The sequence below is a fragment of the Paraburkholderia sp. Ac-20336 genome, from assembly GCF_017105025.1.
In the GTDB taxonomy this organism is placed as follows: Bacteria; Pseudomonadota; Gammaproteobacteria; order Burkholderiales; family Burkholderiaceae; genus Paraburkholderia.
This window is the reverse complement of the sequence record NZ_JAAGPS010000019.1, coordinates 1-25,334: the sequence shown is the minus strand read 5'-3', so window position 1 is coordinate 25,334 and position 25,334 is coordinate 1. Positions and strand designations below refer to the sequence as shown.

Sequence of the window (25,334 nt, the reverse complement as noted above, 5' to 3'; positions counted from 1 at the left end):
AATAGGCACAGCAAAGGCGCAACTAACGGAAAGAATACCGATGTCACCTCCTCATCTGTCCGACCCTGTCCCACGTCCCGCGCCTTCGACCGATCTCTTCGATCAGCAGCGCGAAGACTGGCGTCTCGATCCTCAGATCGCTTTCGACGCATGGCTAGCGAAGCAGCATTTCAGACGTTCTTCCGCGTTGGTCTATCAGGCGCAGTGGGGACAGTTTCTCGACTGGCTCGGTACGCAGCAAAAAAGCCTGGCCACGGTCGACTCGCACGCGATCGCCGAATTTGTCGCTGGACTCGAAATACGGAAAACGCAACGAGTCCGCTATTTAAGGCTGATCGAGCGCGTACTCGATCACGTTCGCGAGATCGAATCCGCCTCGACCAACCCAGCTCGCTTTATTGCTCAGGATGGCGAAGCTGCGTGGCGCAATGCACGCGATAATGACCCGACCGGTTTTCTCACGCATGCCGAGCGAACCGCCTTGATCGCGCATCTGTTTGCGCCATTGCCGGATTTGTCGGCGGCGCAACGCTGGAGAGAACGGCGTGATCGCGCCTTGATTGCCGTGTTTCTCGGCGGTGGACTGAAGACCGGCGAGGCGGCATCCCTCACGGTTAGTTGCGTCAATGCGGGTTCGCCGTGGGTCACGATCGAGTCGGCCAATCCGATGCTGACGCGACGTACACGGCTTGCGCCATTCGCAACGGCCATTCTCGACGCGTGGCTCGCCGAACGACGTCTGACGGAACTGGCCGGCAATCTCGTGTTTCCCGCAGCGCCGTCCGGGCGGCCGATGCACAAAGCCACGATGCTGCGCGCCGTCGATGCGCTGGTCGATGCTGCGGGAATCGCCGGATCGAGAACGTCGCGCGCGAGTCCACAGACTTTGCGCAACACATTTGCGGCGGACCTGTTCGAAAGCGGGGTCGAGGCCGAACAGGTCGGTCAGTGGCTCGGCTTCGTGCAGGCGGTGTCCGCCAACCGGCTGTATCGCGCGTGGCAAACGTGGATGGATCAGCAGGATTCGCCGGCCGCCAATGTGCCGGATCCAGCAGCGGCACCTTTGTCGACACCTCGGCGTGACGGGCGTTTGACGAATACAACGGGAGAAAACCCACCCTGAAAGTCCTCACCTCTTGACTCCCGGATTTCCTCACCTTTAGCGCTTTATCCGCTATCGCACGATATCGACAGCTCGCGTGGACTGTGCGGCCGCAGCGTCTGACAGAAACTGGCTAACCGCCGCCAGCCTTGATTCGCCGAGGCCCGAGGAATGCTCACACTCTGGGCAAAGCAGCTCGAAACGGTGATCGACCTGCGACAACTCCGGCTCACCTTCCTCGCATTTCGGGCAGCGCGCAGGCAACGTCACGTGACCGTCCGCCGCAGTGCCGATCATGCTCAACTCTTCGTTCGTGAGCCGGCCGGCGTTGACCAGCGAGCAAAGCAGGGCGGCGATCGCCGGGTCGATACCTTGCTGGCCGCGCAGCATCGCGACTTCCCTGGTCAACGTGTCCACCTCATCCGACTGTTCGCGCAATTGCGCGTCGAGCCGGTCCCCACGAGCCTTGGCCGCGGCAATCTGCTGAATGAACTCGAATTCCTTGCGGCTCGCGTCGCGCACACCGGATTGATAGGTCGCGGCCATGCTGCGCAGCGAATCGAGCTCGACCAGCATCGGCTTGACGCGTCGCTCGGCCTCGGCAACCGCGTCCTTGATCTGCTGCGCATAGTGTTCGGTGCTTTGCCGCAATTCGACGTGTAGTGCGTCGATCCGGTCGCGCAGCGTTGCGTTCGTCGCTTGCTCGGTTTCGAGACGCTGGCGGAGCGTCTCGTTTTCCTGGTCGAGTCGTCGCGTGGTCGCTTGCAATCCCTCGAGATGGATATTGCCGTGCGTGGTCGCGCTCGATAGCTCGGTTTCTAGCACCCGGACACGTTCCCAAGCGGCTTCGGCTCGCATTTCGCTGCGTTTGACGGCCTCATCGGCTGCGTCACGGCGAATTTCCGCGTCGCGGGTACGCAGATCGGCAGCGCCGATTTGCGCATGGATTTCTTCGCGTTCGCTATCGAGTGCCGCTTTTGCCTCGGCCACGGCTTCTTCAAACAGCACGCCGAGCAGTTCGCCGGCACGTTCTTCGAGCGCTTTCGGGATCGCACCGGCGCCGACCTTGACGCGCGAGACATTGCGGATGCGTTCCCAGAAGTGATCGATGTCTTTTGGAATGTCGCTAGCGCTGCCGGTTTGTGTCAGATCGCGAACCGCAGCCATCGACGGGCGAATGCCCAGATCGAAAAAGAGCCGCTTGCAGGCGTGCAGTGAAAGATCCTGCCGGCGCATGCCTTGGGCACGCATGGCTTCAAGCTCGTCCCGAATGGTTTGCCGTTCCTGATCCAGATTCATATCAACCTCGATGTTGCTCGAATTGGATGAATCATAACAATTTACGTAGCGTTTGCTACCAATTTATCCGTGACGAGGGGATTGAGGTAAACAGATGTGCTTTTGAGGGAGCAAAGCACTGCTGAACCTGCGTGACAGTTTTATTTCCGTGAAACAAAACGAAGAATAGCTAATAAGCTCTTGTAAAGAAAGAGCTTTTATTGATTTTTCAATGATCGCGCACTGTTTCACGAGCGTTGGCGGATTGAGGATGTAGTGTTTCGGAAGCTCGCGGGGTGGAAAAGCTTGAGAGTAATAAAAGTAAACACCTTTGAACCCTTGTTAAAAACGTTAACGCCTCGGCAAACCCTTATCTGGCGGGGGGTTCAAGCCGACAAGGTGAAGCTTTGCGGGAGACGTGGTGAGATTCTGCGGGAACCTCGAGTGATGGGGTTCGGGGAGCCTGGTGAGAAGGTCCGGGACAGAACGTGAGCGAGTTCAGGAAACGACGTATACGGGCGGTTTGGCGAAAGGTGAGGTTTTGCGGGAGCCTGGCGCCGTGAATCGCCCGGCCACACGCGAAAAGCTCTTCCTGGGCCGGCAGGCCCAACGGTGAGCGCTTTCGGGAGTCTTGCGAGCACTGATTTTCTGGGTTGTTTTTGGGCTGTTAACCCCATTGGTGAGATGAGTCGGGAGAAAATGCAGATTGAAGGTGAGGTTTTACGGGGCCAGCAGGTCGTTTTTGCCTCAATTTTGAGCATTCGGAGCCCTAAGGTGAGCTTTTACAGGACAGGAGCGGATTTTGTAATCCAGATTTGTCCGCGGCGTTGACTGGCTGGTGGCCACGAGGATCGGAAAGGTGAGCGGATCCGGGACGTGAGCGTTTGGCTCGATCTGCGAGGCTGCTCAGGCGGACAATTTCGCTAAAGGTGAGGCTTTTCGGGAAGTGCTACGAGGGTTTTCGGACGTTAAGGTGAGGAAATACGGGAGAAAAATCAGGTTCATCGGCTGGAGATGCCCGTCTGATGGCCGTTACGATCTACCGGCTCCATGGGAGACTGGATTTCACGGGTGAGGTTTTTCAGGAGGATTGGAGCCGGTAAGCGGGGAGACCTTCGAGGTCCCAAAGTGATTTGAGGTGAGAATTTTCGGGAGATCGAGGCGATTGGTAACGTTTGTGGATTACTCTAACCTACTGAAATCATTGATAATTATTTGGACCGTCGGCAAAGGTGAGGTTTTTCGGGACTTTCCGTGGCAACCTCGCGTCGCTCTCGGGAATACCTAAAGGTGAGACTTTTCGGGAGAGTTTTTCGGCGCAGGTCGGTGCTGGCGCGGCTTGAGCGTGCATCACCTCACGTGATTCAGTGGCGTCGAGGTGAGCTTTTTCGGGGATATCGCGGAAGAGAGGCTGAGTTAACGGCAGGAAACCCACGGTTGACGATGGACTTTGGCCATTGTTTTGAGCCGTTTGGGTGAACGGAGAAGTTGCGAGCGCAACGCCGAACAAACGGGAAGCGACTGCTTGAGCAGAGCATTGGAGAGGGGGCTGAGCGCATTTCTTTGCATCGGTGCCATTGAAGCGTCGGGTCTGCGCCGCTGGACGCGATCCTGCCGGTGACAAAGCTGCGGAGGGGCGACTTCGCCACCCGGTCGTTACGCCACCGAGTCCCTCTTGTTTACGCGCAGCCTCAAAAAAATCCGCAATTTTTTGAGGTGAGGAAGTTCGGGATCAAAAACTCCCCGTTCCCGTGGACTGCGAATCTGTCCGGATCGGCAAACGCCGCGACCTGCAAGGACACCCCGAACCTAGCGGCAGACGGCTGAGGTGAGGGTTTTCGGGAGTGGTTCGAGGTGAGCCGCGCTTCGTAAACTCACTTCACCGGCAATGGTGAGAGGGACGCTATAGACGCGTATCACCCCAGCCGGTATGCTCACGCGAAATTCCCCCTTCTCACCCCGACGCATGGCCACGAAGCGCGCGAAAAAGACCGATGTAGTCAGCCCGAGTTCGGCTGAGTTGCGCAAAGCCGTCGAGGCGATCGCGATCCAGCCCAAGAGCGGCAAGATCACGCTGCTGACCCGCAAGCTCTTCAACGTGCTGCTCGCGGTGGCCCAGCAGGCCGACGAGTCGGGCGACACGTACCGCGCGCTGCTGTCGGACATCGTCGCGAATTCGGCATTCGATTCGAACGATACGGCGCTCGTCAAGGAACACTTGCGCCGCATGGTGTCGGTGCAGGTCGAATGGAGCACCGGCACGTCCAGTCAGAAGCCTGGCCGTAAATGGGGTATTTCGACGCTGATCGCGGACGCGGAAATTCTCGAAGATCCGACCACCCGACGTGTCTGGGTCGAGTTTTCGTTCGCGCCGAAGATCAAGAAGAAGCTGCTCGATCCGGTTCAGTACGCGCGTCTGAGCCTGCAATTCCAGAGCCAGTTGCGCAGTAGCGCCGGCCTCGCGCTGTACGAGATCTGCGTGCGCTATCTGACCAACCCGAGTCATCTGACGATGCGCGAGACGTGGGAATGGTGGCGTCCGATTCTGTCGGGCACACCGGACACGGAAGCCGGCGACGAAGCGAAGCGCGAGTACAAGTATTTCAAGCGCGATTATCTGCGTCCGGCCATCGCCGAGGTCAATGCGGTCACGAACATTTTCGTCGAGCTGATCGAGCATCGCGAGGGACGGCGCGTCGCCGAAATCCAGTTTCGCGTGACCGAGCGCAAGCAGCCGATGCTCGCGCTCGACGAACATCCGAACGTGTTTGATAGCACGCTCGTCGATCGCATGGTGAAGATCGGCATTCCACTCAAGGAAGCGCAGACGCTCTATGCGGACAGCGAGGAAAATCGTATCCGCGCGGCTTTGCAGATGACCGAGCAGCGCATGCGCAGTACTTCGCTGCCGCCGGTGCGCAGCGCGCCCGCGCTGTTCAAGGATGCGTTGAAAAAAGGCTATGCACCGCCTGTCGAGGCGCTGCCGACCGCTGTCGGCGTGGGTAAAGCCGTCGCGACGCCGGCCGACGACCTCAAGGCGCGTCTGCTGGGCGAATATTCGGCGTATCGCCGCAAGCAGGCCTACGAGCTATACAACGAACAGGGTGACGCGGAACGGGATATGGCGCGGCAGTCGTTCGAGGAGGAGGAACTGCCGGGGCTCGGTTCGCACCTGCGCGACGATTGGCGCCGCCGTGGGCTGGATTCGAAAATCGTCGAAACGGCGTTCTTCGACTGGCTTTCGCGCAAGACTTGGGGCGAGCCGACCGATGGCGATCTGCTTGCCTTTACGCTGAGCCAGTCGCGCGCGGCCTGAGCGGGGTCTGCCGCGCGATAACCGGCCGTCGCGAATGGCGGGTGGCGCTGCGCATTTGCGTGGCCACCTCGTCCGCTTACTTCAGCATCTTTTCAATCTGCCGCAGAATGTCGTCGCGTTTCTCGCGCGTGAGGCCTTTCAGGCGCAGCTCGAGCCGGTCGTCCCCGTAGGACTTGAGATCGCCGACCGATACCCCTTCCAGTTTGATTTCCAGACGTTGCGCGTAGCGCTGCCGACCGGCGGGCTTGGCGCTTTCCTGCGCGGTCGCCCTGCCCTGGACGATGTCGGCGACCTGGCGCGTGCTCAGGTCGTCGGCAAGGATTCGGTTGATCAAGCGCAGTGTGGCTTCCGCGCCGCGCGCCGTGTGATAGCGGCCCACCTGGTAAGCCATGTTCGAGCCGAAGCGGTCGGGGCGCGCGACCATCTCGTGCATCACGGCTTCCGGCAACTTGGCGACGGACAGCGCGACCGCGACCGTCGATTCATCGAGCCCAAGGTGTTCGGCAAGCTCCTTCTGGCTCTGGAAATGCCGTTCATCGAGAAATCGCTTCCAGACGACCGCATTGTCGAACACGGTCTGCGAGTCGCGCTGGACATTGAGGTCGTAGCCGAGCTTGTAGCTCTGCAGGCCGATCGGCAGATCGATGACGATCGCCTTCACCGATTCCTTGTTCGCTTCCTTCAAGGCGCGTACGCGCCGGCCGCCGTCGCTGACGAAGTAGGTGCCGGGATTGTCGTAGTCGGGAATGACGTGAATGGCTTGCTGCTGCCCTTGCTTAGCCAGATTGACGGCGAGCTCGGCGATCGACGACTTCAGATAGAAGTGCCTTGGATTGAACGGGCTCGGCTTGATCGTCTTGAGCGCAAGCTCGATGACCTGGCCCGGACGATAGCCGTGCTCGAGCCGCCATGCACGATACGCCGCCGATTCGTTGGCGGTGTCGACGGCATCGATTTCCTGCATGCCTGGCGGTACGACGGCAGGTATCGCGCGTCCGGCTGCTGCGGGATTTTGCGGCGCGTTTTTGACCAGACCGTCGATCGCGTTCAGACGGTCGAGCGCGGTGCGCTTTTCGCTGCTGGTCGTGTCAGGACGTGCTTGAAAGCCTTTGGCGAATTGGGACGGTTTCATTCAGGCTCCTTTATGCGCATAAATTCAGGGGAGCAGGGCGGCGATCTCATTCGCGCACGCCCTGACTTCGATAGCGGCGAGCTTGGCGCCGCGGTCGGTCATCTGCAGCACCGTCTGCCCTAGCGCCATGGCCTGTTTGTAGGCTTCGCGCGTTGGAATCTGGGTCTTCAACAAAGGGAAGCCGAGTTCTTCGAGCGCGCGTTTCAGTTCGCGCGTCAGCATCCGCTTCTCTTCCGTCTTGTTGAGCAGGAAGACGGCGCGCAGGTCTTCGTTCATGACTTGGGCTTGCTGAACCAGCTTGACGAGGCCGATGCTCGACCAGTAATCGGCGGGCGATGACGACGTTGGGATGACTGCCACGCTCGCCGCAAGCAGTACGACGCCGGAGACTTTTTCGGTGATGGAAGGCGGACAGTCGACGACGATGATGTCGTAGTCAGCCACGAATTTCTTGATCTCGCGGTGGATCTGACTGCCCGCCTCAGAGAGATTGACGACAGGGAATGGGATGCCGACGTCGCCGTCAGAGGAAGCGCTGGCCCAGTGGATCAGCGTGTTTTGGCCATCTGCGTCGACGACGAGAACGCGTTTACCTTTCTCGTGAAACGCAGCGCCGAGATGCATCGCGATTGTGCTTTTCCCGACGCCACCCTTCTGCTGTGTTACCGCGATGATTTCTGCAGCCAAATTTCACCTCCTCTTTTTAGACGCAGTTGGATTTTACCTGGTTGATTTCCTATTTCAAATGACTTGAGTAAATAGAAATGAAAATTAGCCGTTCGGCAGACGTTTATGCGCATAAAGATGACAGGAGCGCTCGCGAGAGATGATGCGATGACCGGCTCGCGGTGATGGAGAGAAGGCGCGAGAGGTTTTCTCGTCGTGGGCGCAATCGGGGAATGAAGTATTGAGAGAGGGGCGAGCTGCTTTGAGTGTGTGGTCTTGGGACAAAGAGGTTTGGCTTTGCGTCGGCAGCTACTGAGACATGTGCCGTTGATTTCCGCCTGCGGCGTGCGACGCGCCTGCGGGACTTTATGCGCATAAAGTCCGGGTCATCCCGGCAAGGATTGATGTCTATCGAAGAGGGCAACGCTACGAGGCGCCGATGGCGCATCAGGCGGCGGGGCAAACGGCTTTGGGGTTTGGCGGAAGGTTGCCTACGCCGATCTTCGCGAGAGCCCTTTACCTGAATCACTAGCCCCGCGTGAATTTCTCCAGGAAAACCAGAATTCAATTCTCGACCTCGCCGCTAGCCGAAGCGAGGGCCGGTTTATGCGCATAAACTCGGGAGCCGATAAACCACGTGCCCCGCAGCCGTCATCCAACCACGGCTCAACAGGCGACCCCGCCAAGCTCAACACCCAACCGCCCCCCACCCGCTAAAATCCCTTTTACTACCTCGTCGCCAGACCCTGGAACGCAAACCCAAACCGAACCGCTCAATCTCAATGATCACCATCTACCACAACCCCCGTTGCTCCAAATCGCGCGCCGCCTGTGAACTGATCACGAGTACCTACAACAGCGCGAACGAAGCAACCGAGATCGTCGAGTACTTGAAACAACCGCGTACCGTTGCCGAACTCAAACAGATCAATGCACAACTCGGCTGTCCGGTCCGCGAAATGATCCGTGACACCGAAGCCGAATACAAAGAACTCAATCTCGCCGATCCGTCGCTGAGCGACGCGCAGTTGTATGACGCATTGGCGCAGCATCCGATCCTGCTGCAACGTCCGATCGTCGTGCGAAACGGGCGTGCCGTGATCGGCCGCCCGCCTGAAAACGTCGCCGCACTCTTCGCCTGAGCAAATGGGCGAGTACTGACGTCAAGGATGCGCGTGGCGCAAGCTCACGCGCCGACGCTAGGCGTTGCTTGCCAGCGCTGCGTCTCTGGTGACGATCTTCGTCGGGATCAGGCGCAGTTCGCTGAACGTATCTGCAATACGTTGTTGTTCCGCAAGCACGTTGGGATCGACAGGTTTGTAGATATGCGCGTAGTGGCGCAGGCCTGATTCGATCACGCTCGCGTCGAGCCCCTGAATCGGCGCGAGTTGCGCCGCGGCCTTGCTATAGTGCCCTCGCACCCACTCCCCTTCCTTGCCGACTTCGTCCATCGCGATGGCGAGCACGTCGCCGTTCTGTTGCGCAAACGGCCGAGCGCTCAAGAAAAACTGATGGTGGCTCACGATGCCTTCGGCATCCGCGAGCAGGCGCGCATTCGACTGTCGCTTCGCGGCTTCGAGGAACGGGTCCCAGATCGCCCATGCATCCACCGCGCCACGTTCGAAGGCCGCGCGCGCATCAGCGGGTGGCAGATAGACGGGCTGAATCTCGTTGAATTTCACGCCGTTCTTCTGCAATGCGGCCACCAGGAACCAGTGCACATCGGAGCCTTTGTTCAGCGCGATTTTCTTTCCCTTCAGGTCGGCCAATGTTTTGATCGGCGCATCGGGATGCACGAGGATGCCTTCGGCGTGCGGCGTCGGAATTTCATACGCGGTGTAGACGAAGTTCGCGCCCGCTGCCTGCGCGAAGATGGGCGGCGCCTCGCCCACGTAGCCGAAGTCGATCGCGCCGACATTGAGTCCTTCGAGCAACTGCGGGCCGGCCGGAAACTCGGTCCATTTGACGCCGATGCCGAGCGGCGCAAGCCGTTTTTCGAGCGTACCGTGCGCCTTGAGCAGCACGAGGGTGCTCGCTGCTTTCTGATAGCCGATGCGAAATTCCTTTACGTGCGCATCGGCGGCAAACACGGACGTGGAGACGATAGGCAACGCGGCGGCGGCCAGTGAAGCCCCTACGCTGGTCAGAAACGCGCGGCGCGTGAGCGGCGAATGACGGGACATGAACATGCTCGTAAAAAAGACGGACGCAAAATGGCCCGATTGGCTCCGACGATAATTCGTCTGTCCGCCTGGACGAACCGATAAATTCGCATAAGCAAATCACGCGGTCGCAGCGAAGCATTGCCATGTGTACCCGTCACATCGCACGACGCAAGCCCAAGCCCAAGCCCAAGCCCAAGCCCAAGCCCAAGCCCAAGCCCAAGCCCAAGCCCAAGCCCAAGCCCAAGCCCAAGCCCAAGCCCAAGCCCAAGCCCAAGCCCAAGCCCAAGCCCAAGCCCACCACACTGCAGCCTGTCGTTCCCCGCCGCTACAATCGGCCAGTCGCCCAAACGTCTGAAAGCGTGAACCCCCAACGCCGCCGGGCAATCACGCAAAACCACGTCCGCATCAACCAATCGAAAAAGGACCTCCGTGCATCCGATAACAACACTCACCCCGTGGGCTGCCCACGATACGCAGCTCATCCTGTCGTGCGTGCTCGGGCTCGCATTGATCATCGTCTTCATCAGCGTGCTCAAGCTCGCGCCGTTCCTGTCGATCCTCGTCGGCACGTTCGCGGCGGGCTTTGCGGCCGGTCTGCCGCTCGAAGCGGTGGCGAGCGCCTTCAGCAAAGGCGCGGGTGCGTTGCTCGGCGACGTCGGCATCATCATCGCGCTCGGGGCGATGCTCGGCGCGCTGATGGCCGAATCGGGCGCGGCCGACCGACTCGTGTCGACCATCCTCAAACATTCGACGCCACGCACGCTGCCGTGGATGATGGCCGTCGTCGCATTGCTGATCGGCTTGCCGCTCTTCTTCGAAGTCGGCCTCGTGATGATGGTGCCGATCATCTTCGTGATGGCGCGCCGCTCGCAGCAGCCGATCCTGCGCATCGCGATTCCCGCGCTCGCCGGCATGACGACGCTGCACGCGTTGCTGCCGCCGCATCCGGGTCCGCTGATCGCGGTGAGCGCGCTGCACGCCGACCTCGGCCTCACGCTCGGGCTTGGTTTGATCGTCGCGATTCCGGCCGTGATTCTCGCGGGGCCGCTCTATGGTGTCTGGTTATCCAAGCGGATACAGGTCGGCGAGCCTGAAGAAATGGGCAAGCTCTTCACGGCGCAAGAAAACGGCACCGAGCCGCCGAGCTTCGCGATTTCGCTGATTACGATCCTGCTGCCCGTCGTGTTGATGCTCGGGCGCACGGTCGCGAAGCTGCTGCTGCAGCCCGAAACATTCCTCTTCGATGCGCTGAATTTTCTCGGCGAACCGTTGGTCGCGCTTGGCCTCACCGTATTGTTCGCGGTGGTCGCGCTCGGCTGGTCGCGTGGCATGGCGCGCGAGCGCGTCGGCGGCATTCTGCGCAAAAGCCTGCCGCCGATCGCCGCGCTGCTGCTGACCATCGGCGCGGGCGGCGGCTTGAAGCAGGCGCTCGTCGTCGCGGGTATCAGCACGACGATCGGCAAGATCGCGCTCGGCTCGCATATGCCGTTGCTTCTGCTCGCCTGGCTCATCGCGGTCGCGCTGCGTCAGGCCACCGGTTCGGCAACGGTCGCCACGACGACCACGGCCGGCATCGTCGCGCCGGTCGTGGCCGGCCTCAGCGCGACACACAATTCGCTGATGGCACTCGCGATCGGCGCGGGCTCGGTATTTTTCTGCCACGTCAACGACGCGGGTTTCTGGATGGTTCGCGAATACTTCGGATTGCAATTGAAACAGACGGTGCTGGTCTGGTCGGTGTTGCAGACGATCGTATCGGTCGTCGGACTCGCGTTGACGCTCGTGTTGTGGAACGTGCTGACGTAACGATGCCACGCAACGGGAGCGAGGCGTATCGTCATTGCCGGCGATCGACGTATGCACGCACGGTAGGCCGGCGCTCCCGCACCGCTCCTTCCGCCGCGAGCGGCCGGCCGCTTACACTGACCGGAGAGCGAGACGCCCCCCGCGCCTCGCGTTCCTGAAGCGGAGCCGCCGATAGGCTCGAGCTGAGACCGTCCTGCGAAGGTTGCGGCAAGTCGCTGCCGCCGAACGCGCCCGCTGCGATGATCTGCACGTACGAATGCACGTTCTGCGAGGTCTGTGCGCTGACGCGACTGCGCAACGTCTGCCGCGAATTGCGGCGGCAATTTCGCGCCTCGGCCGATTCGCACCCGTGCGCAGCTCGCGAAACATCTGGCACGGACCGAAGCCAATCCCGTCCTTATCGATGAAGCGTCGCATGCGCGTTTTTTCGAACGCTATCGCGACACGCCACCGGCCGAGCGTTGATCGCTGGCGCCGCCAACACCGAAGCAAGCGAACAGCGGACAGTGAATGGCACATCGAGGCACAGGCGCCGTGCCAGGCGTCCAAGCCTTGCTACGCCCTCAGCGCTCCGTCCAGAGCCTCTGCATCCCATCGCTTGAATTTCACCGCTCGTCATTCCCCGCCGCATCCGCCGACTCGATTCCGCTGACCGTGTGCGCGGCCGCTCGCAACAACCGTATCTGCTTGCGATAGTTACGGCAGCCGCTGCACGTCGGCAGATGCAGGCGGATCGCAAGCCACTCGCCGCTTGTCAGCGACCGGTCGAGCGCGTCGGATAGCAGCCGCGTGATGTTCTTACACTTCCCCATTGGCATCCTCGCTCGATAAGCCCTTTTCGCTCAGACACGTGCGTAGCCGTAAGCGCGCCCGATAGATCAGCACGCTGCAATGATTCGCGTTGATCTGCAATTCGGTGCAGATGGCCGCGATATCGAGGTCGAGAAACTCGCGCATCATGAATACGCGCCCAATGTGCTCAGGCAGATGATCGAGGCACATCTCGAAGAGGGTCCAGAACTGCTGCTGGCGCAACGCGGTTTCGGGCGTCGGCCACGGGCGCGGTTTCGTCTCGCTCGACCAGTGGCCGTTGTCCTTGAACAGCTCGCGATCGAGCAGCGCCTCGCCGTCGAGTTCGGTTTCGAGCGCCGACAGATTGATCGTGCGCCGCCGCGCGCGCAGCGTGTCGACGAGCTTGTGGCGCAGGATGCCGAACACCCACGTCTTGTGTTCCGATTGCGCGGCGAAGCGCTCGGCCTGGGTCCATGCGGCGGTCAGGGCTTCCTGCACGGCGTCTTCGGCGGCCGCGGCGTCGCGCAATTGCAGGCGCGCGAAGCGCACGAGATCGCGCCGCAGTTGCGCGAGATAGACGGGATCGTCGAGCGCCGCGCCACGTGGCTGCGTCATGTCGCGCTCCTTCGATGCACGGACTGCCGCGCCTGTTCTTCTGAGACTTCGCGATTCATGAGCGGATGATCGTCCTTGCGCTGTCTGCGGATGCGTGCGCCATTCTCCCTCACGCTCCTGCGCAAGCGAATCGGTATTGAACATAGATCTCCGGTCTGCGATCGCCAGATAGCTTGGTCGCGCGACGCGGCAGCTTATGACAACGGCAAGAGATTATTTCGAAAAATGAAATTAAAGTCGTGGGCGAAACGGTGGTCAATCGGCAGCACGGCAAACAGGCATGCGCCGTTCTGCCACCGAATTGACACAGAGGGATAATTCCAATTATTTCATTTTATAAGAAAATATCTTCCCATCTTCGCTGTTTGTGGGCAGTGAGCGGCTCGCTATGCTTCACGCCAACGATCACCCGAGATCGCAAACCACACGCTGACGAGGACCTTTGCCATGAAACGCATTCTTTCCGCCCTGATCGCTTCCGCCGCCCTGTTTGCCGCTGCTTCCGGCGTGGCTCACGCTGCCGCTCCGGCCGCGTGCAACGGCCCGCCGTCGTACTGCAACGTGTTCTTCGGCAACTGATCGAAGCACGCGCAGGGCCGGACAGAACATCGACCCGGTCCGGTCCTCGATAAATGCATTGCATCGCTTTGCCTCAAATCGTCCCGGCCCGGGGGCGGGCTTGATTGACAAGGCAAAAGTCTCAGTTATCCACAAGGTTATTCAGTGAATTTGTGGATAACTTTCAGGGATAAATCGTTATCCACCGGCACGATCTCCGTAGCCGCCTTCCGGCCTGTCCCGCTCCGCCAATTTGTCGCCCCGCGTCGCCACTCGCGCGGCTTTTGCCTATGATGAACACCTCGTACTCTTTGCGCGTCGAGCGCCTTACCCGAGGAAGCGAACCATGGCTTATCACATTGCAGTTGTCGTTGGCAGTCTGCGGCGGGATTCGTTCAATCGCCAGTTGGCCCAAGCGGTCATTTCCCTTGCTCCATCCGATTTCACCTTCGAGTTCATCGATATCGGCTCCTTGCCCCTCTACTGCCAGGACTACGATGCCGACTATCCCGAAGCCGGTAAAAAGCTCAAGGAACGGGTCGAGGCCGCGAACGGCCTGCTGTTCGTGACGCCCGAATACAACCGCTCGATGCCGGGCGTGCTGAAGAACGCGCTCGACTGGGGTTCGCGCCCGTGGGGCACGAACTCGTGGGGCAACAAGCCCGGCGCGATTATCGGCACGTCGCTTGGCGCAACCGGCACGGCGCTCGCGCAGCAGCATCTGCGCAACGTGCTCGCCTACCTCGACGTCGCCACGCTTGCCCAGCCCGAAGTCTTCATCAAGCACGATCTGTCGGTCATCAACGAAAAAGGCGAGATCGTGAACGACGGCACGCGCAAGTTCCTGCAAACCTTCGTCGACCGCTACGTCGCCTGGGTCAAGCGGCACGCGGCGTAACGGGCCGTTTCGCTAACGCAACAACCGGCGGCGCGTCGCATGCCCGAAGGCCGCACCCGCGTGTGAGAGGCCTACGCGGGCGGCGGCCACAGCCTGATCCGCCGCTCGCCTGTCTAGGCGTGGTGATGTCCCGTCACCCGCTCCCACCCATGACGCACCGCGAGCTTGAAGCGCTCCCACGTGCTCTCCGGCGACGTGGTTTCCCAGTAGCGCCGCGCTTCGGGCTCGATCTCTTCCCACGGACGATCGCGGAATCGCGCATCGTTGCCGATCTCCGCGCCATAACGATAAGCCGGCACATAGTCCTCGTAACGCGGGTTGTCGGACGCGTACTGTTCGTCGTAATGGGCGCGGAAATCTTCTTCGTACTCCAGATACTCGTTAGGCATCCGGGCACCGGGCTCCGCAGTCGGCTGCCCGCGTTCGGGGATGACTTCCGGCGGCTGCATGACCGCGCCCGAGCCCGGCACCAAGCCGGCGGCAATCGCGCTGCGGTCCACGTCGCTGGCTCGCGCGTTCAGCGGATCGGACTTCGGATGCTCGTCGAGCGGCGACGGCGCGAACGGTTCGGCTCGGAGGCTGTCCGGCGGCGTGGTGTGGCGCGGATCGCGTGGCGTGGCACCCATCGGCACAGTCGCGCTCGTCGTTCCGGCTACACCGGTGTTTTCAATTGTCGCGGTGGAGGGGGACGCGCGAGCCGCACCCGGCGCCCCCGCCGCCCGCAGTGACGTAGCCGCCCCGGCCGCCGCCGTCGTTGCGCTGGACGTGTGCGGCGTGCCCGGCATCACCGCGCCGATGCCCAGTTCGTCGAGCACCGAATATTCGCGCCGTGCCGCGGCCTGCGCACCTGCCGTCTGCGCGTCCCAGTCGGGCAGGCGGTCGTCGACCTCGGTCGCACCGAGCCGCACGAGCGTATTGCGCGCAAGCTCCGCATGCGATTCGCTCGCAGCATTGACGCACACGAGCACTGCGCCGCGCCGCAGCGCTTCCGCGTAGCGCGCGGTGTCCAGCGCGCGCGAACCGGTCGCGAACAGGCTCGACAGAAAGCGCTCGATATTCGCAAACATCCCCGCATTGGTGACATCGTCGCTCGCCGGGCCGGCGGACGGCTCGGGGTTCGTCCGCAGATCGATCGCCTCGCGTGCAAAACCGGTCTGCACGAGCGTGTCGCGGGCGCTTTCGGCTTGCACGCGGGTGTCGAATAAACCCATCACGGTGTGTTGCATGGCTATCTCCCGACATGTTCAGGCGGAACGGGCAGCGCCGCACGCGCTATCCGCCTTGCCCCCGTGGACGCCGCAACGATCGTGCCGGAGCGTGGCCGCGCGCTCGCGTATCCGCTGTGATCTGCCGTGAGGCCACGCCGCGTGGGGCGTCCATGCAAAAAAGCGCGGCGTGTCGCCGCCGCGCTTTTACAAGTCCTGGTAAATGACGCCTGAGTGACGTCCGGGTGATGCCTGCATGACCCCCGGATTCAGGCGCACGGAGCACACGGCCGAGAAGCTACGAGGCCATGAGGTCAGGAGGCCCCGCCCCTCAGGAATCGGCCGGATGCGTCACCGGATCGTTATCCGTCTGCGCGAGATTGCGCTGGATCGTTTCGAGCAGCTTCTCGAGCAGACCGATGTCGAACGGCTTGGACAGCACGCGCACGTTCACATGCCGCGCGCGGTCGAGTTCTTCCGCGTAGCCGGTGACGAGAATGACCGGCAGTTGCGTATCGAAGGCGAGCACCGCTTCGGCCAGATCGATGCCGTTCAGCTTGCCGGGCATGTGAATGTCCGACAGCACGAGATCGAACGGCAGCGGCTCGCCGGTGTCCGCGCGCTTCGCGCGGGCGTCGTCGAGCAGGCGCAGCGCGAGGTCGGCGTTGAATACGCCGGTGACCTTGTGGCCCATCATCTGCAGTAGCGCTTCGGTGCCGGCGGCCACTTCCTGGTTGTCCTCGACGAGCAGCACGCGCAGCCCCTGCGGCGCTTCGATCTCCTGCGGACCCGCTTCGTCCGGGCTGACGCTTTGCGGCTCGGCCGACGCGCGCGGCAGATACAGGCGCACCGAGGTGCCCGCGCCGATCGCGCTGTCGATCGCGGCAAGCCCGCCCGAACTCTCGCAGAACGCAAACACCTGCGGCAGCCCGAGGCCCGTGCCCATGCCCTTCGGCTTGGTCGTGAAGAGCGGCTCGAAGGCGCGCGCGAGCACCTCGGGCGCCATGCCGGTGCCGGTGTCCTCGAGCGAGATCTGCACGAATTCGCCGGTGAGCGGGAAGCCGTCCTCGTGACGGAACACCACGTTGCTCGCGCGCACCGCGAAGCGCCCGCCGTTGGCCATTGCGTCGCGCGCGTTCACGGCGACGTTGATGAGCGCGAGCTCGAGTTCCGCGACGTCGACGCGCACCGGCCACGTATCGGCGCCGCTGTCGATCACGAGCGACACCTTCGCGCCGAGCGACGCGCGCAGCAGTTCGCGGCAGGTCGGCAGCCAGCGTTCGAGCGACAGCGTCTCGGTGCGCAGCGGCTGCTTGCGCGCGACGCCGAGCAACTGCCGCGTGAGCGACTGGCCGCTCTTCAACGCGCGCTCCATCGCCGAGAGTTCGCGCTCGACCCCGCCGACGCCGCGCCGCCGCACGATCTGCACGTTGGCGGAGAGGATCATCAGCAGGTTGTTGAAGTCGTGCGCGACGCTGCCGACCAGCGTGCCGAGCGCTTCCATCTTGCGCGACTGGCGGTATGCCGATTCGATCGAGCGGCGCATCGACGCCTCGGCCTGCCAGCGCTGCCACGCTTCCTCTTCGGCGCTCAGACGCCGCAGCGACAGCCAGATCACGCACCACAGCGCGATCGACGGCGTGAACATCGACAGGATCAGCACGCTCAGGTGCGTGTACCAGGCGGTCCAGATCGCCGAGGTGCGGTAGCCGCACAGCACGTACACGGGATACGAGCCGACGCGCCGGAATGCGACGATCAGGTTGCCGCCGGCGAGGGGCGAATGCATCCGCACGACGCCCGTGCGCTGGCCTTGCGCGACCGCTTTCGTGAACGGCGTGTCGGGCGAGATCGCCGTCGCCTCGCGCGGGCCGGGCGGATAGTGCGCGAGCACCGCGCCGTCGGTGCGCACGAGACTCATGATCATCGGCGTATCGCCGCTGCCGCCGAGCAGTTCGCGATAGAACGCGTCGAAATAGCTCGGCCGCAGCGCGATCGACACGACCCCCGCGAACGAGCCGTCGGGCATCTTGCGCTCGACGCCCATGTTGAACACCTCTTCGCTCGCCACGCGTCCGCTCATCACCTTCGAGACGTGCTGGAGTTCGTTGCCGTCGCGGATGCCGACGAAGTCGTCGCGCTCGCCGATCGACAGCACCGGTGATGGATAGAAGCGGCTGCTCGCGAGCAGGTCGCCCCCGAGCCCGAAGATCGACACCGCGGCGACCTGCGGATAGCCGCCGCCCATCGTGCGCAGCTTGTCGTGAATCGTGTGTTCGCGCCCGCGAATGCCGTCGTCGTCGAGGCCCGCGGTCAGATCGACGATGCGCGAGTTGAGCGTCTCGTTCATGTCGAACACCTTCAGCGCGTGTTCTTCGGCGACGCGCACGGTACGTCGCGTCATGTCGGTCGCGTCGGCCTCGCGCGAGCGCAGATCGGTGAACGCCATCGCCGCGACGTAGACGAACGGCAGCACGACGGCCGCGACCAGCAGCGCGATCAGCGTGATGCGCCGCACATGGAAATTCTGTTCCGGCACGGCGGGGAACGAGGCGTCGTCCTGTTCGCGGACAGAACGGCGGGGAAGGCGGCTCGCACGTGGTGAGTCGACCCGGTCAGGTGTCATTTTCGTTGATGCCAAAAGTCATTTGAAGCGGGCAGCCCCGTAGCGGCCCGGTAGTTTGTCGCCGCTTTCAGAGGAAGCATAGACCCCGAGCGGCAAAAGTTGCCGCAAAGCGCCGGGAGCCAGGGTTTGCCGTTCCCGCTGTTCTTTAAAAGTAGTCTTAAAACAAACAGCGACGAATCGGCAAGCGCAAACGTACACAAAAGTATAAAGATAAAAGAATGGGCACTGGAACTAGTTAATCATTTTTAAAATCTGCTTCGCATAGAAAAATCTCATTAATGAACCTCGTCCTGGTGAGTTGCCTTTGCGCGAGTTTGCTTCGACAATCCTTGCCACGACAAAAAAGCCGTTGCCACGTCCGTGCCGCGGATCGTCAGGGTCCGCTGAACGCGTCCCGCCGCACACGCTCCCTTCTCGCCAGGCAAGCCGTATTTCGACAGGCGCCAGTGTGCTTTGTCGCGCATCGGTCGATTGCGCGCCGAAGCCCAGGCCGCCATCCGTTGCAGATACGAACGAGCCATTCCGCTTTTCAACCCGTCCGAGCCGACGTTGCCATGCTGCCCATTGTGATCGCCGACGATTCGCTGCTTGCCCGCCGTGTGCTGACGAAAGCGCTGCCGCCGGACTGGGACGTCGAGGTGTCCTACGCGGCGAACGGGCGCGAGGCGCTGGCGCTGTATCGCGCGGGCAAGGCGCCAGTGATGTTCCTCGATCTGACGATGCCGGACATGACCGGCTACCAGGTGCTCGAAACGTTGCAGCACGAGGACCTGAACTGCTTCGTGATCGTCGTTTCCGCCGACGTGCAGCCGCTCGCCCGGGCACGCGTGCGCGAACTCGGCGCGCTCGCGTTCATCGCCAAGCCCGTGACGTCCGAGGCGCTCCTGCCGGTCCTCAAGGAGTACGGGCTGTATGTCTGAGACGGACTTCACCGAGGACCAGCGCGACGCGCTGCAGGAGATCGCCAATCTCGCGATGGGCCGGGCCGCGACGCGGCTCGCGCGGCTGCTCGATTCGTTCATCGAACTCTCGGTGCCGCGCGTGCGGATGGTGGCCGTGAGCGAGGCGGCGCGCGCGCTGCGCGAGATGACCGGCATCGACGATACGGTCAGCGCGGTGCGCCAGGGCTTTCGCTCGGACATCAAGGGCGAGGCGCTCGTGATCTGCCGCAGCGACAGCATCGCGCAGCTGTGTGCGCTCGTCGGCGATCCCTACGCGCGCTCGAGCTACGAGTCGATCAGCCAGCGGGAGCTGATGTTCGACGTGGCGAATCTGCTGAGCGGCGCGTGCGTATCGTCGATACTCGACCAGCTTGGCCGCACGCCGGTGTTCTCCGCGCCGGGCCTGCTCGGCGAGGCGCTCACGCTCGACGAGGTGTTCCAGCCCGGCGTGCTGCAATGGCGCGTCGCGCTGCTTCTCGAAGTCAATTTCACGCTCGAGGATCGGGACTTCCGCGCGCATCTCGTGATGCTGATGGCCGAGGAATCGATTCTCCCCATGAACGACGCGCTCGACGCGCTGCTGTCCAGCCTATGAATGAACCGGTGGAATCGTTGAGCGACCTCGTGGTCGAGCGGGTCGGCTTCGGCATTTTCGTGCTCGACCGCGAGATGAACGTGCTGATGTGGAATCGCTTCATGCAGGACCACAGCGGGCTGTCGGCGCAACAGGTGGTCGGCCGCCCGATCTTCGCGCATTTTCCGGAGCTGCCGCGCGTGTGGCTCGCGCGCAAGATCGAGAGCGTGTTCCAGCTCGGCACCTTCGCGTTCAGTTCGTGGGAGCAGCGCCCGTATCTGTTCAGATTCGATCACGACCGGCCGATCACCGGCGGCGTCGACTTCATGCAGCAGGACTGCACGTTCATGCCGCTGATGCGCGAACGCGACGTGGTGGCCGTCTGCGTGACGATCTCCGACGTCACGCACGTGAGCATCGTGCAGCGCGAACGCGAGGAAGCGGTCGAGAAGCTGCGCGAATATGCGAACCGCGACGGACTGACCGGCATCGCCAACCGCCGTTTCTTCGAGACGCGTCTGCAGGACGAATTCGCGCGCTGGCAGCGCTATGGCGGCGATATGTCGATGCTGCTGTTCGATCTCGACCACTTCAAAAAAATCAACGACCAGTTCGGCCACAGCGTCGGCGACACGGTATTGCGCGTGATGACGCAGCGCGTCGCGGGCGTCGTGCGCGCGCAGGACACGTTCGGGCGCTTCGGCGGCGAGGAGTTCGCGCTGCTGCTGCCGTGCACGCCGCTCGAAGATGCGATGCGCGTCGCGGACAAGATTCGCAGCGTGATCGCCGAAACGCCGGTCGAACTGCTCGGCACGAGCGTGCCGGTGACGGCGAGCCTCGGCGGCGCGGCGGCGCGCGAAGGCGTGCCGAGCTACGACGTGCTGATCAACGAGGCCGACGCGGCGCTCTACAGCGCGAAGCGGCAGGGGCGCAACCGCTCGGTCGCTTTCCGGCCACCGGGCTGACCGGGCGGCGGGCGCGCTGGCCGCTGGCCGGAGCGCCTCGCCCGGCGGCCTTCCTGTCTGTCCCTAAATGGGGCCGCGAAACTGCGGCCACCGGCAAAGGTTGTTATACTTTTCGCCGTTTCCGGCCTCCCAGCCGGATGTTTCGCGCGTGTCCGCGCGCGCGGGCCCACTGTCCTGCGGGTCGGCATAAAACCTTCTTTGAACGCCTTTCAGCAGGCGCCTCCAGCGGAGATCGTCTTGGCTGTTTCCAATCTCGTCGTGGACGACAACGAAATCGATGCCGCTGCCGCCACGTCCGGCAGCTCGTTTTATCTCGCCATGCGCATCCTGCCGGCTGCGCAGCGCGATGCGATGTATCAGGTCTATGCTTTCTGCCGCGCCGTCGACGACATCGCCGACAGCGACGACATACCGCGCGCCGAGCGCTCGGCCGCGCTCGATCAATGGCGCGCCGACATCGACGCGTGCTATGCCGGCCAGCCGCGCGCCTCGTTGCGCGCGCTCACGCGGCACATTCACACGTTTCATCTGCAACGCGAAGATTTTCACGCGATGATCGACGGCATGGCGATGGACGCCGCCGCCGACATCTGCGCCCCCGACGACGCCACGCTCGACCTCTATTGCGACCGTGTCGCGAGCGCGGCGGGCCGTCTGTCGGTGAGGATATTCGGGATGCGGGAAGAGCCCGGCCGGCTGCTCGCGCACCACCTCGGCCGCGCGCTGCAGCTGACCAACATCCTGCGCGATATCGACGAAGACGCCGGCATCAACCGCTGCTATCTGCCGCGCGAGCTGCTCGCGCGCGAGGGCATCGCGATCACGAACCCCACGCAGATCGCCGACGATCCGTTGCTGCCGCGCGTCTGCGCGACGCTTGCCGAGCGCGCGAGGCAGCACTTCGCGGCGTCCGACGCGATCATGGATCGCGAGCCGCGCGCCCACGTGCGCGCGCCGCGCATCATGTCGGGCGTCTATCGGGTGCTGTTCGAGCGCACGCTGGAGCGCGGCTTCGACATTCCGCGCACGAAGGTCCGCAAGCCGAAGCTGCGTCTGCTGTTGATCGTCGCGCGGTACGCGCTTTTCTGAGCTGATGCCGAAGCTCGTCCACGTGGTCGGCGCGGGCGTGGCGGGCCTCGCCGCCGCCGTGCAGTTGCAGCGGCGCGGCGCGCGGGTCGTGCTGCACGAGGCGCGAGACCACGCCGGCGGCCGCTGCCGTTCGTACTACGATGCGAAGCTCGGCATGACGATCGACAGCGGCAATCACATCGTGCTGTCGGGCAATGCCGCGACGCTCAACTACGTGCGCGCGATCGGCGCGATCGACGAACTGAGCGGCCCGGCGCGGCCCGAGTATCCGTTCGTGGATCTGGCGACGCGAGCGCGCTGGACCGTGCGGTTGTCGCCGGGGCTTGTGCCGTGGTGGATTTTCGATGCGCATGCGCGCGTGCCGGACACGCACCCGGCCGATTACCTGGCGCTTGTGCCGCTGCTGTTCGCCAAGCCGGCGCGCAGCGTCGCGCAGACCATGCGTTGTCACGGGCCGCTGTGGGACCGGCTGTTGCGGCCGCTGTTTCATGCGCTGCTGAACGTTGAGCCGCGTGAGGCGTCGGCCGAGCTGACCGGCGCGATCGTGCGCGAGACGTTACTGGCCGGCGGCCTCGCCGGCCGACCGCTGGTGGCGCGCAACGGGCTCGGCAGCGCGTTCGTCGATCCGGCGCTGCGGCTGCTGCAACACGGCGGCACGACGATCCGGCTCGGCTCGCGTCTGCGCGAGATCACGTTCGCCGCCGAGCCGGCGCGCGTGCAGGCGCTGCATTTCGCCGACGAAAGGATCGCGCTCGACGCGAACGATGCCGTGATCCTCGCGCTGTCGTCCGAAGACGCACCGGCGCTCGTGCCGGGTCTGTGCGCGCCGACCCGCTTCGCGGCGGCGCTCAATGTGCATTTCGCGGTCGAGCCGCCGTTCGGCTCGCCGCAGATCACCGCGTTGCTCAACGGGACGGCCGCCTGGCTGTTTGCGTTGGACGGCCGCTTCTCCGTGACGCTGAACGGCGCGGAGAGCCTGCTCGACACGCCGCACGAAGCGCTCGCGGCGAGCGTCTGGGCCGAGGTCGCGCAGGCGGTCGATCTGCCGCTCGCGCCGCTGCCGCCGTGGCAGGTGGTGAGCGAACGACGCGCGACGTTTGCCGCGTTGCCCGATCAGGAAACGCGGCGGCCGGGCATGCGTACCCGCTGGAACAATCTCATGCTCGCGGGCGACTGGACGGCCACCGGCCTGCCCGCGACACTTGAAGGCGCGATCCGCTCCGGCCAGAAGGCTGCGGACACGCTGCTGAATCAACCGATGGAACGCCGATGAACGACCTATCCCAGAACCCGCCGCTCGACGCGGTCCTGCCTGACGCCGAAGCCGCCGGAACGGCGCTTGGGGCTGCCGCCGCGCAGAACGCGCCGGAAGCTGGCGCAACGTCAACGACCGCGCAAGCGGCGGCGCCTGAGGCGGCGGCTGCGGCGGCAACCGAAGCGACTGCTGCTGCTACCCCCGACGCGGCCTCGCTCGACGCCGCTATCACGCGCGCGACCGACGCGATCCTCGCCGCTCAGCAGCCCGACGGCCACTGGGTCTACGAACTCGAAGTTGACGTGACGATTCCCGCCGAGTACGTGCTGCTCGTCCACTATCTCGGCGAAACGCCGAACCTCGAACTCGAACAGAAGATCGCGCGCTATCTGCGCCGCACCCAGTTGCCGAACGGCGGCTGGCCGCTCTTCACCGACGGCGCGCTCGACGTCAGCGCGAGCGTGAAGGCGTACTTCGCGCTAAAGATGATCGGCGATTCGCCCGACGCCGAGCACATGGTGCTCGCGCGCGAGGCGATCCTCGCGCATGGCGGCGCGGAAAACGTGAACGTGTTCACGCGGATTCTGCTTGCGCTGTTCGGCGTGGTCTCGTGGCGCGCGGTGCCGATGATGCCGGTCGAGATCATGCTGCTGCCGACGTGGTTTCCGTTCCATCTGTCGAAGGTGTCGTACTGGGCGCGCACCGTGATCGTGCCGCTGCTCGTGCTCAACGCGAAGCGGCCGCTCGCGCGCAACCCGCGCAAGGTACGCATCGACGAAGTGTTCCGCGGCGCGCCCGTGAATACCGGCATGAACGAGCGCGCACCGCATCAGCATGCGGGCTGGTTCGGCTTCTTCCGCTGTGTCGATACGGTGCTGCGCGCGGTCGATGGCCTGTTCCCGAAGGCGATGCGCGAGCGCGCGATCCGCGCGGCGGTCGCGTTCGTCGACGAACGGCTGAACGGCGAGGACGGCCTCGGCGCGATTTTCCCGGCGATGGCGAACTCGGTGATGATGTACGACGTGCTCGGCTATCCGGCCGATCATCCGAATCGCGCCATCGCGCGCAAGTCGCTCGACAAGCTGCTCGTCGTCAAGGACGACGAAGCGTATTGCCAGCCGTGTCTGTCGCCGGTGTGGGATACCTCGCTCGTCGCGCATGCGCTGCTCGAAACCGGCGAGAAGCACGCCGAGCAGGCGGCCGAACACGGGCTCGAATGGCTGCGTCCGCTGCAGATTCTCGACGTGCGCGGCGACTGGATTTCGCGCCGCCCGAACCTGCGGCCGGGCGGCTGGGCGTTCCAGTACAACAATGCGCATTATCCCGACGTCGACGATACGGCCGTGGTCGTGATGGCGATGCAGCGCTCGGCGGCGCTCACGCAGTCCGACGCCTATCGCGAAGCGATCGCGCGCGCGCGCGAGTGGGTCGTCGGCATGCAGAGCAGCGACGGCGGCTGGGGCGCGTTCGAGCCCGAAAACACCCAGTACTACCTGAACAACATTCCGTTCTCCGATCACGGCGCGCTGCTCGATCCGCCGACCGCGGACGTGTCGGGCCGTTGCCTGTCGATGCTCGCGCAGCTCGGTGAACTGCCGCAGGGCAGCGAGCCTACGCGGCGCGCGTTCGACTACATGCTGAACGAGCAGGAATCGGACGGCAGCTGGTACGGCCGCTGGGGCATGAACTACATCTACGGTACGTGGACCGCGCTGTGCTCGCTGAACGCGGCCGGCATGCCGCATGACGATCCGCGCATGAAGCGCGCGGTGCAGTGGCTTCTGTCGATCCAGAACAAGGACGGCGGCTGGGGTGAGGGCGGCGAGAGCTACAAGCTCGACTATCGCGGCTACGAGCGCGCGCCGAGCACGGCCTCGCAGACCGCCTGGGCGCTGCTCGGCCTGATGGCGGTGGGCGAGGTCAATCACGAGGCGGTCGCGCGCGGCATCGATTACCTGCAGCGCGAGCAGCGCGAGCATGGGCTGTGGGAAGAAGAGCGATTTACCGCAACCGGTTTCCCGCGCGTGTTCTATCTGCGTTATCACGGTTATTGCAAGTTCTTCCCGCTGTGGGCGCTCGCGCGCTTCCGTCATCTGAAGCGCAACGGGTTGACGCGCGTCGCGGTCGGGATGTAACGGATGCCTTTTTCGACAGCGCGTTCCGCCGATGCGGACCGCCGCGGTTTGCCCGTGATCGTCGTGACGGGCATGGCGTTCGAGGCGCGCATTGCGCGCGGCGACGGCAGCGATGGCGTCGAGGTGGTCTACGCGGCGCGGGCCGATCTGCTCGAACGCGCGCTGAACGCGGCGCTCGAGCGCGGGGCGGCGGGCATCGTCAGTTTCGGGACAGCA

At 63.4% G+C, this 25,334-nt stretch carries 21 protein-coding genes and 2 pseudogenes; 14 read left to right on the top strand and 9 right to left on the bottom strand.

The window, feature by feature from the left end; genetic code table 11:
- Positions 1-40: 40 nt before the first annotated feature.
- Positions 41-1,123 (top strand): tyrosine-type recombinase/integrase, encoded by a 1,083-nt coding sequence (locus GXB81_RS09635; RefSeq protein ID WP_205988989.1) that lies wholly within the window; start codon positions 41-43, stop codon positions 1,121-1,123.
- Positions 1,124-1,174: 51 nt separating this feature from the next.
- Here the strand turns inward: GXB81_RS09635 and GXB81_RS09630 are convergent, their stop codons facing one another.
- Together GXB81_RS09630 and GXB81_RS09625 are read right to left on the bottom strand one after the other, a co-directional pair.
- A complete protein-coding gene (locus GXB81_RS09630; protein WP_167038928.1) occupies positions 1,175-2,401 on the bottom strand; it encodes a DNA-binding protein in 1,227 nt (408 codons plus the stop codon).
- A 1,180-nt stretch (positions 2,402-3,581) separates the two neighbouring features.
- Entirely contained in the window at positions 3,582-3,890 is a 309-nt protein-coding gene (locus GXB81_RS09625; protein WP_205988988.1) for a hypothetical protein, read from the bottom strand.
- Positions 3,891-4,346: 456 nt separating this feature from the next.
- Between GXB81_RS09625 and GXB81_RS09620 the strand changes: the two genes are divergently transcribed.
- Positions 4,347-5,696 (top strand): replication initiation protein, encoded by a 1,350-nt coding sequence (locus GXB81_RS09620; protein WP_167038924.1) that lies wholly within the window; start codon positions 4,347-4,349, stop codon positions 5,694-5,696.
- Positions 5,697-5,772: 76 nt separating this feature from the next.
- On the opposite strand, the gene GXB81_RS09615 is transcribed toward GXB81_RS09620, so the two are convergent.
- Complete coding sequence (locus GXB81_RS09615; RefSeq protein WP_167038921.1) at positions 5,773-6,828, bottom strand: ParB/RepB/Spo0J family partition protein; 1,056 nt, start codon at positions 6,826-6,828, stop codon at positions 5,773-5,775.
- Between the two features lie 24 nt (positions 6,829-6,852).
- The gene (gene parA, locus GXB81_RS09610; protein WP_167038919.1) at positions 6,853-7,515 is read right to left on the bottom strand and encodes a ParA family partition ATPase; all 663 of its coding nucleotides are present in this window, start codon (positions 7,513-7,515) and stop codon (positions 6,853-6,855) included.
- A gap of 761 nt (positions 7,516-8,276) precedes the next feature.
- On the opposite strand from parA, the gene arsC reads away from it, so the two are divergent.
- A complete protein-coding gene (gene arsC, locus GXB81_RS09605; protein ID WP_205988987.1) occupies positions 8,277-8,636 on the top strand; it encodes an arsenate reductase (glutaredoxin) in 360 nt (119 codons plus the stop codon).
- A gap of 57 nt (positions 8,637-8,693) precedes the next feature.
- On the opposite strand, the gene GXB81_RS09600 is transcribed toward arsC, so the two are convergent.
- Entirely contained in the window at positions 8,694-9,677 is a 984-nt protein-coding gene (locus GXB81_RS09600; protein ID WP_167038917.1) for a sulfonate ABC transporter substrate-binding protein, read from the bottom strand.
- 411 nt (positions 9,678-10,088) lie between these two features.
- On the opposite strand from GXB81_RS09600, the gene GXB81_RS09595 reads away from it, so the two are divergent.
- Both GXB81_RS09595 and GXB81_RS09590 read left to right on the top strand, forming a co-directional pair.
- Complete coding sequence (locus GXB81_RS09595; RefSeq protein WP_167038915.1) at positions 10,089-11,465, top strand: gluconate:H+ symporter; 1,377 nt, start codon at positions 10,089-10,091, stop codon at positions 11,463-11,465.
- Positions 11,466-11,647: 182 nt separating this feature from the next.
- Positions 11,648-11,930 (top strand): annotated as a pseudogene (locus GXB81_RS09590) (DUF1272 domain-containing protein).
- A 140-nt stretch (positions 11,931-12,070) separates the two neighbouring features.
- On the opposite strand, the gene GXB81_RS09585 reads toward GXB81_RS09590, so the two are convergent.
- Positions 12,071-12,277: a zf-HC2 domain-containing protein gene (locus GXB81_RS09585; protein WP_167038913.1), complete on the bottom strand. Its 207-nt coding sequence runs from the start codon at positions 12,275-12,277 to the stop codon at positions 12,071-12,073.
- Positions 12,264-12,872, bottom strand: a complete 609-nt coding sequence (locus tag GXB81_RS09580; protein WP_205988986.1) for an RNA polymerase factor sigma-70 — start codon at positions 12,870-12,872, stop codon at positions 12,264-12,266. The genes GXB81_RS09585 and GXB81_RS09580 overlap by 14 nt, the downstream gene beginning before the upstream one ends.
- Positions 12,873-13,319: 447 nt before the next feature.
- On the opposite strand from GXB81_RS09580, the gene GXB81_RS31740 reads away from it, so the two are divergent.
- Both GXB81_RS31740 and GXB81_RS09575 read left to right on the top strand, forming a co-directional pair.
- Entirely contained in the window at positions 13,320-13,451 is a 132-nt protein-coding gene (locus GXB81_RS31740) for a hypothetical protein (RefSeq protein ID WP_275691442.1), read from the top strand.
- 325 nt (positions 13,452-13,776) lie between these two features.
- Positions 13,777-14,328: an NADPH-dependent FMN reductase gene (locus GXB81_RS09575; RefSeq protein ID WP_167038909.1), complete on the top strand. Its 552-nt coding sequence runs from the start codon at positions 13,777-13,779 to the stop codon at positions 14,326-14,328.
- 113 nt (positions 14,329-14,441) lie between these two features.
- On the opposite strand, the gene GXB81_RS09570 is transcribed toward GXB81_RS09575, so the two are convergent.
- Positions 14,442-15,554 carry a hypothetical protein gene (locus GXB81_RS09570; RefSeq protein WP_205988985.1) on the bottom strand — a complete coding sequence of 371 codons (1,113 nt, stop codon included), beginning with the start codon at positions 15,552-15,554 and terminating at the stop codon, positions 14,442-14,444.
- 310 nt (positions 15,555-15,864) lie between these two features.
- A complete protein-coding gene (locus tag GXB81_RS09565; RefSeq protein ID WP_167038905.1) occupies positions 15,865-18,159 on the bottom strand; it encodes a hybrid sensor histidine kinase/response regulator in 2,295 nt (764 codons plus the stop codon).
- A gap of 554 nt (positions 18,160-18,713) precedes the next feature.
- Here GXB81_RS09565 and GXB81_RS09560 point away from each other — a divergent pair.
- The 7 genes and pseudogenes from GXB81_RS09560 to GXB81_RS09530 all read left to right on the top strand — a co-directional run.
- A complete protein-coding gene (locus GXB81_RS09560) occupies positions 18,714-19,079 on the top strand; it encodes a response regulator (RefSeq protein ID WP_167038903.1) in 366 nt (121 codons plus the stop codon).
- A complete protein-coding gene (locus GXB81_RS09555; RefSeq protein ID WP_167038901.1) occupies positions 19,072-19,695 on the top strand; it encodes a chemotaxis protein CheC in 624 nt (207 codons plus the stop codon). The genes GXB81_RS09560 and GXB81_RS09555 overlap by 8 nt, the downstream gene beginning before the upstream one ends.
- On the top strand, positions 19,692-20,639 hold the full coding sequence (locus GXB81_RS09550; protein WP_205988984.1) for a diguanylate cyclase: 948 nt from the start codon (positions 19,692-19,694) through the stop codon (positions 20,637-20,639). The genes GXB81_RS09555 and GXB81_RS09550 overlap by 4 nt, the downstream gene beginning before the upstream one ends.
- A gap of 237 nt (positions 20,640-20,876) precedes the next feature.
- Complete coding sequence (gene hpnD, locus GXB81_RS09545) at positions 20,877-21,728, top strand: presqualene diphosphate synthase HpnD (protein WP_167038897.1); 852 nt, start codon at positions 20,877-20,879, stop codon at positions 21,726-21,728.
- 4 nt (positions 21,729-21,732) lie between these two features.
- Entirely contained in the window at positions 21,733-23,001 is a 1,269-nt protein-coding gene (gene hpnE, locus GXB81_RS09540; RefSeq protein ID WP_205988983.1) for a hydroxysqualene dehydroxylase HpnE, read from the top strand.
- The gene (shc, locus tag GXB81_RS09535) at positions 22,998-25,118 is read left to right on the top strand and encodes a squalene--hopene cyclase (protein WP_205988982.1); all 2,121 of its coding nucleotides are present in this window, start codon (positions 22,998-23,000) and stop codon (positions 25,116-25,118) included. Before hpnE ends, shc begins: the two co-directional genes overlap by 4 nt.
- Positions 25,119-25,121: 3 nt before the next feature.
- Positions 25,122-25,334: pseudogene (locus tag GXB81_RS09530) on the top strand (hypothetical protein); the annotation flags it as partial.

Excerpts from the sequence above, each read along its gene's own strand:
- arsC (WP_205988987.1), top strand. The coding sequence starts at position 8,277 with ATGATCACCATCTACCACAACCCCCGTTGCTCCAAATCGCGCGCCGCC.
- GXB81_RS09615 (WP_167038921.1), bottom strand. The coding sequence starts at position 6,828 with ATGAAACCGTCCCAATTCGCCAAAGGCTTTCAAGCACGTCCTGACACG.
- GXB81_RS09560 (WP_167038903.1), top strand. The coding sequence starts at position 18,714 with ATGCTGCCCATTGTGATCGCCGACGATTCGCTGCTTGCCCGCCGTGTG.
- GXB81_RS09635 (WP_205988989.1), top strand. The coding sequence starts at position 41 with ATGTCACCTCCTCATCTGTCCGACCCTGTCCCACGTCCCGCGCCTTCG.
- GXB81_RS09620 (WP_167038924.1), top strand. The coding sequence starts at position 4,347 with ATGGCCACGAAGCGCGCGAAAAAGACCGATGTAGTCAGCCCGAGTTCG.
- GXB81_RS31740 (WP_275691442.1), top strand. The coding sequence starts at position 13,320 with ATGAAACGCATTCTTTCCGCCCTGATCGCTTCCGCCGCCCTGTTTGCC.
- GXB81_RS09565 (WP_167038905.1), bottom strand. The coding sequence starts at position 18,159 with ATGACACCTGACCGGGTCGACTCACCACGTGCGAGCCGCCTTCCCCGC.
- hpnE (WP_205988983.1), top strand. The coding sequence starts at position 21,733 with ATGCCGAAGCTCGTCCACGTGGTCGGCGCGGGCGTGGCGGGCCTCGCC.
- GXB81_RS09570 (WP_205988985.1), bottom strand. The coding sequence starts at position 15,554 with ATGCAACACACCGTGATGGGTTTATTCGACACCCGCGTGCAAGCCGAA.
- GXB81_RS09585 (WP_167038913.1), bottom strand. The coding sequence starts at position 12,277 with ATGGGGAAGTGTAAGAACATCACGCGGCTGCTATCCGACGCGCTCGAC.
- GXB81_RS09555 (WP_167038901.1), top strand. The coding sequence starts at position 19,072 with ATGTCTGAGACGGACTTCACCGAGGACCAGCGCGACGCGCTGCAGGAG.
- GXB81_RS09600 (WP_167038917.1), bottom strand. The coding sequence starts at position 9,677 with ATGTCCCGTCATTCGCCGCTCACGCGCCGCGCGTTTCTGACCAGCGTA.
- GXB81_RS09580 (WP_205988986.1), bottom strand. The coding sequence starts at position 12,872 with ATGACGCAGCCACGTGGCGCGGCGCTCGACGATCCCGTCTATCTCGCG.
- shc (WP_205988982.1), top strand. The coding sequence starts at position 22,998 with ATGAACGACCTATCCCAGAACCCGCCGCTCGACGCGGTCCTGCCTGAC.
- GXB81_RS09575 (WP_167038909.1), top strand. The coding sequence starts at position 13,777 with ATGGCTTATCACATTGCAGTTGTCGTTGGCAGTCTGCGGCGGGATTCG.
- GXB81_RS09550 (WP_205988984.1), top strand. The coding sequence starts at position 19,692 with ATGAATGAACCGGTGGAATCGTTGAGCGACCTCGTGGTCGAGCGGGTC.
- GXB81_RS09630 (WP_167038928.1), bottom strand. The coding sequence starts at position 2,401 with ATGAATCTGGATCAGGAACGGCAAACCATTCGGGACGAGCTTGAAGCC.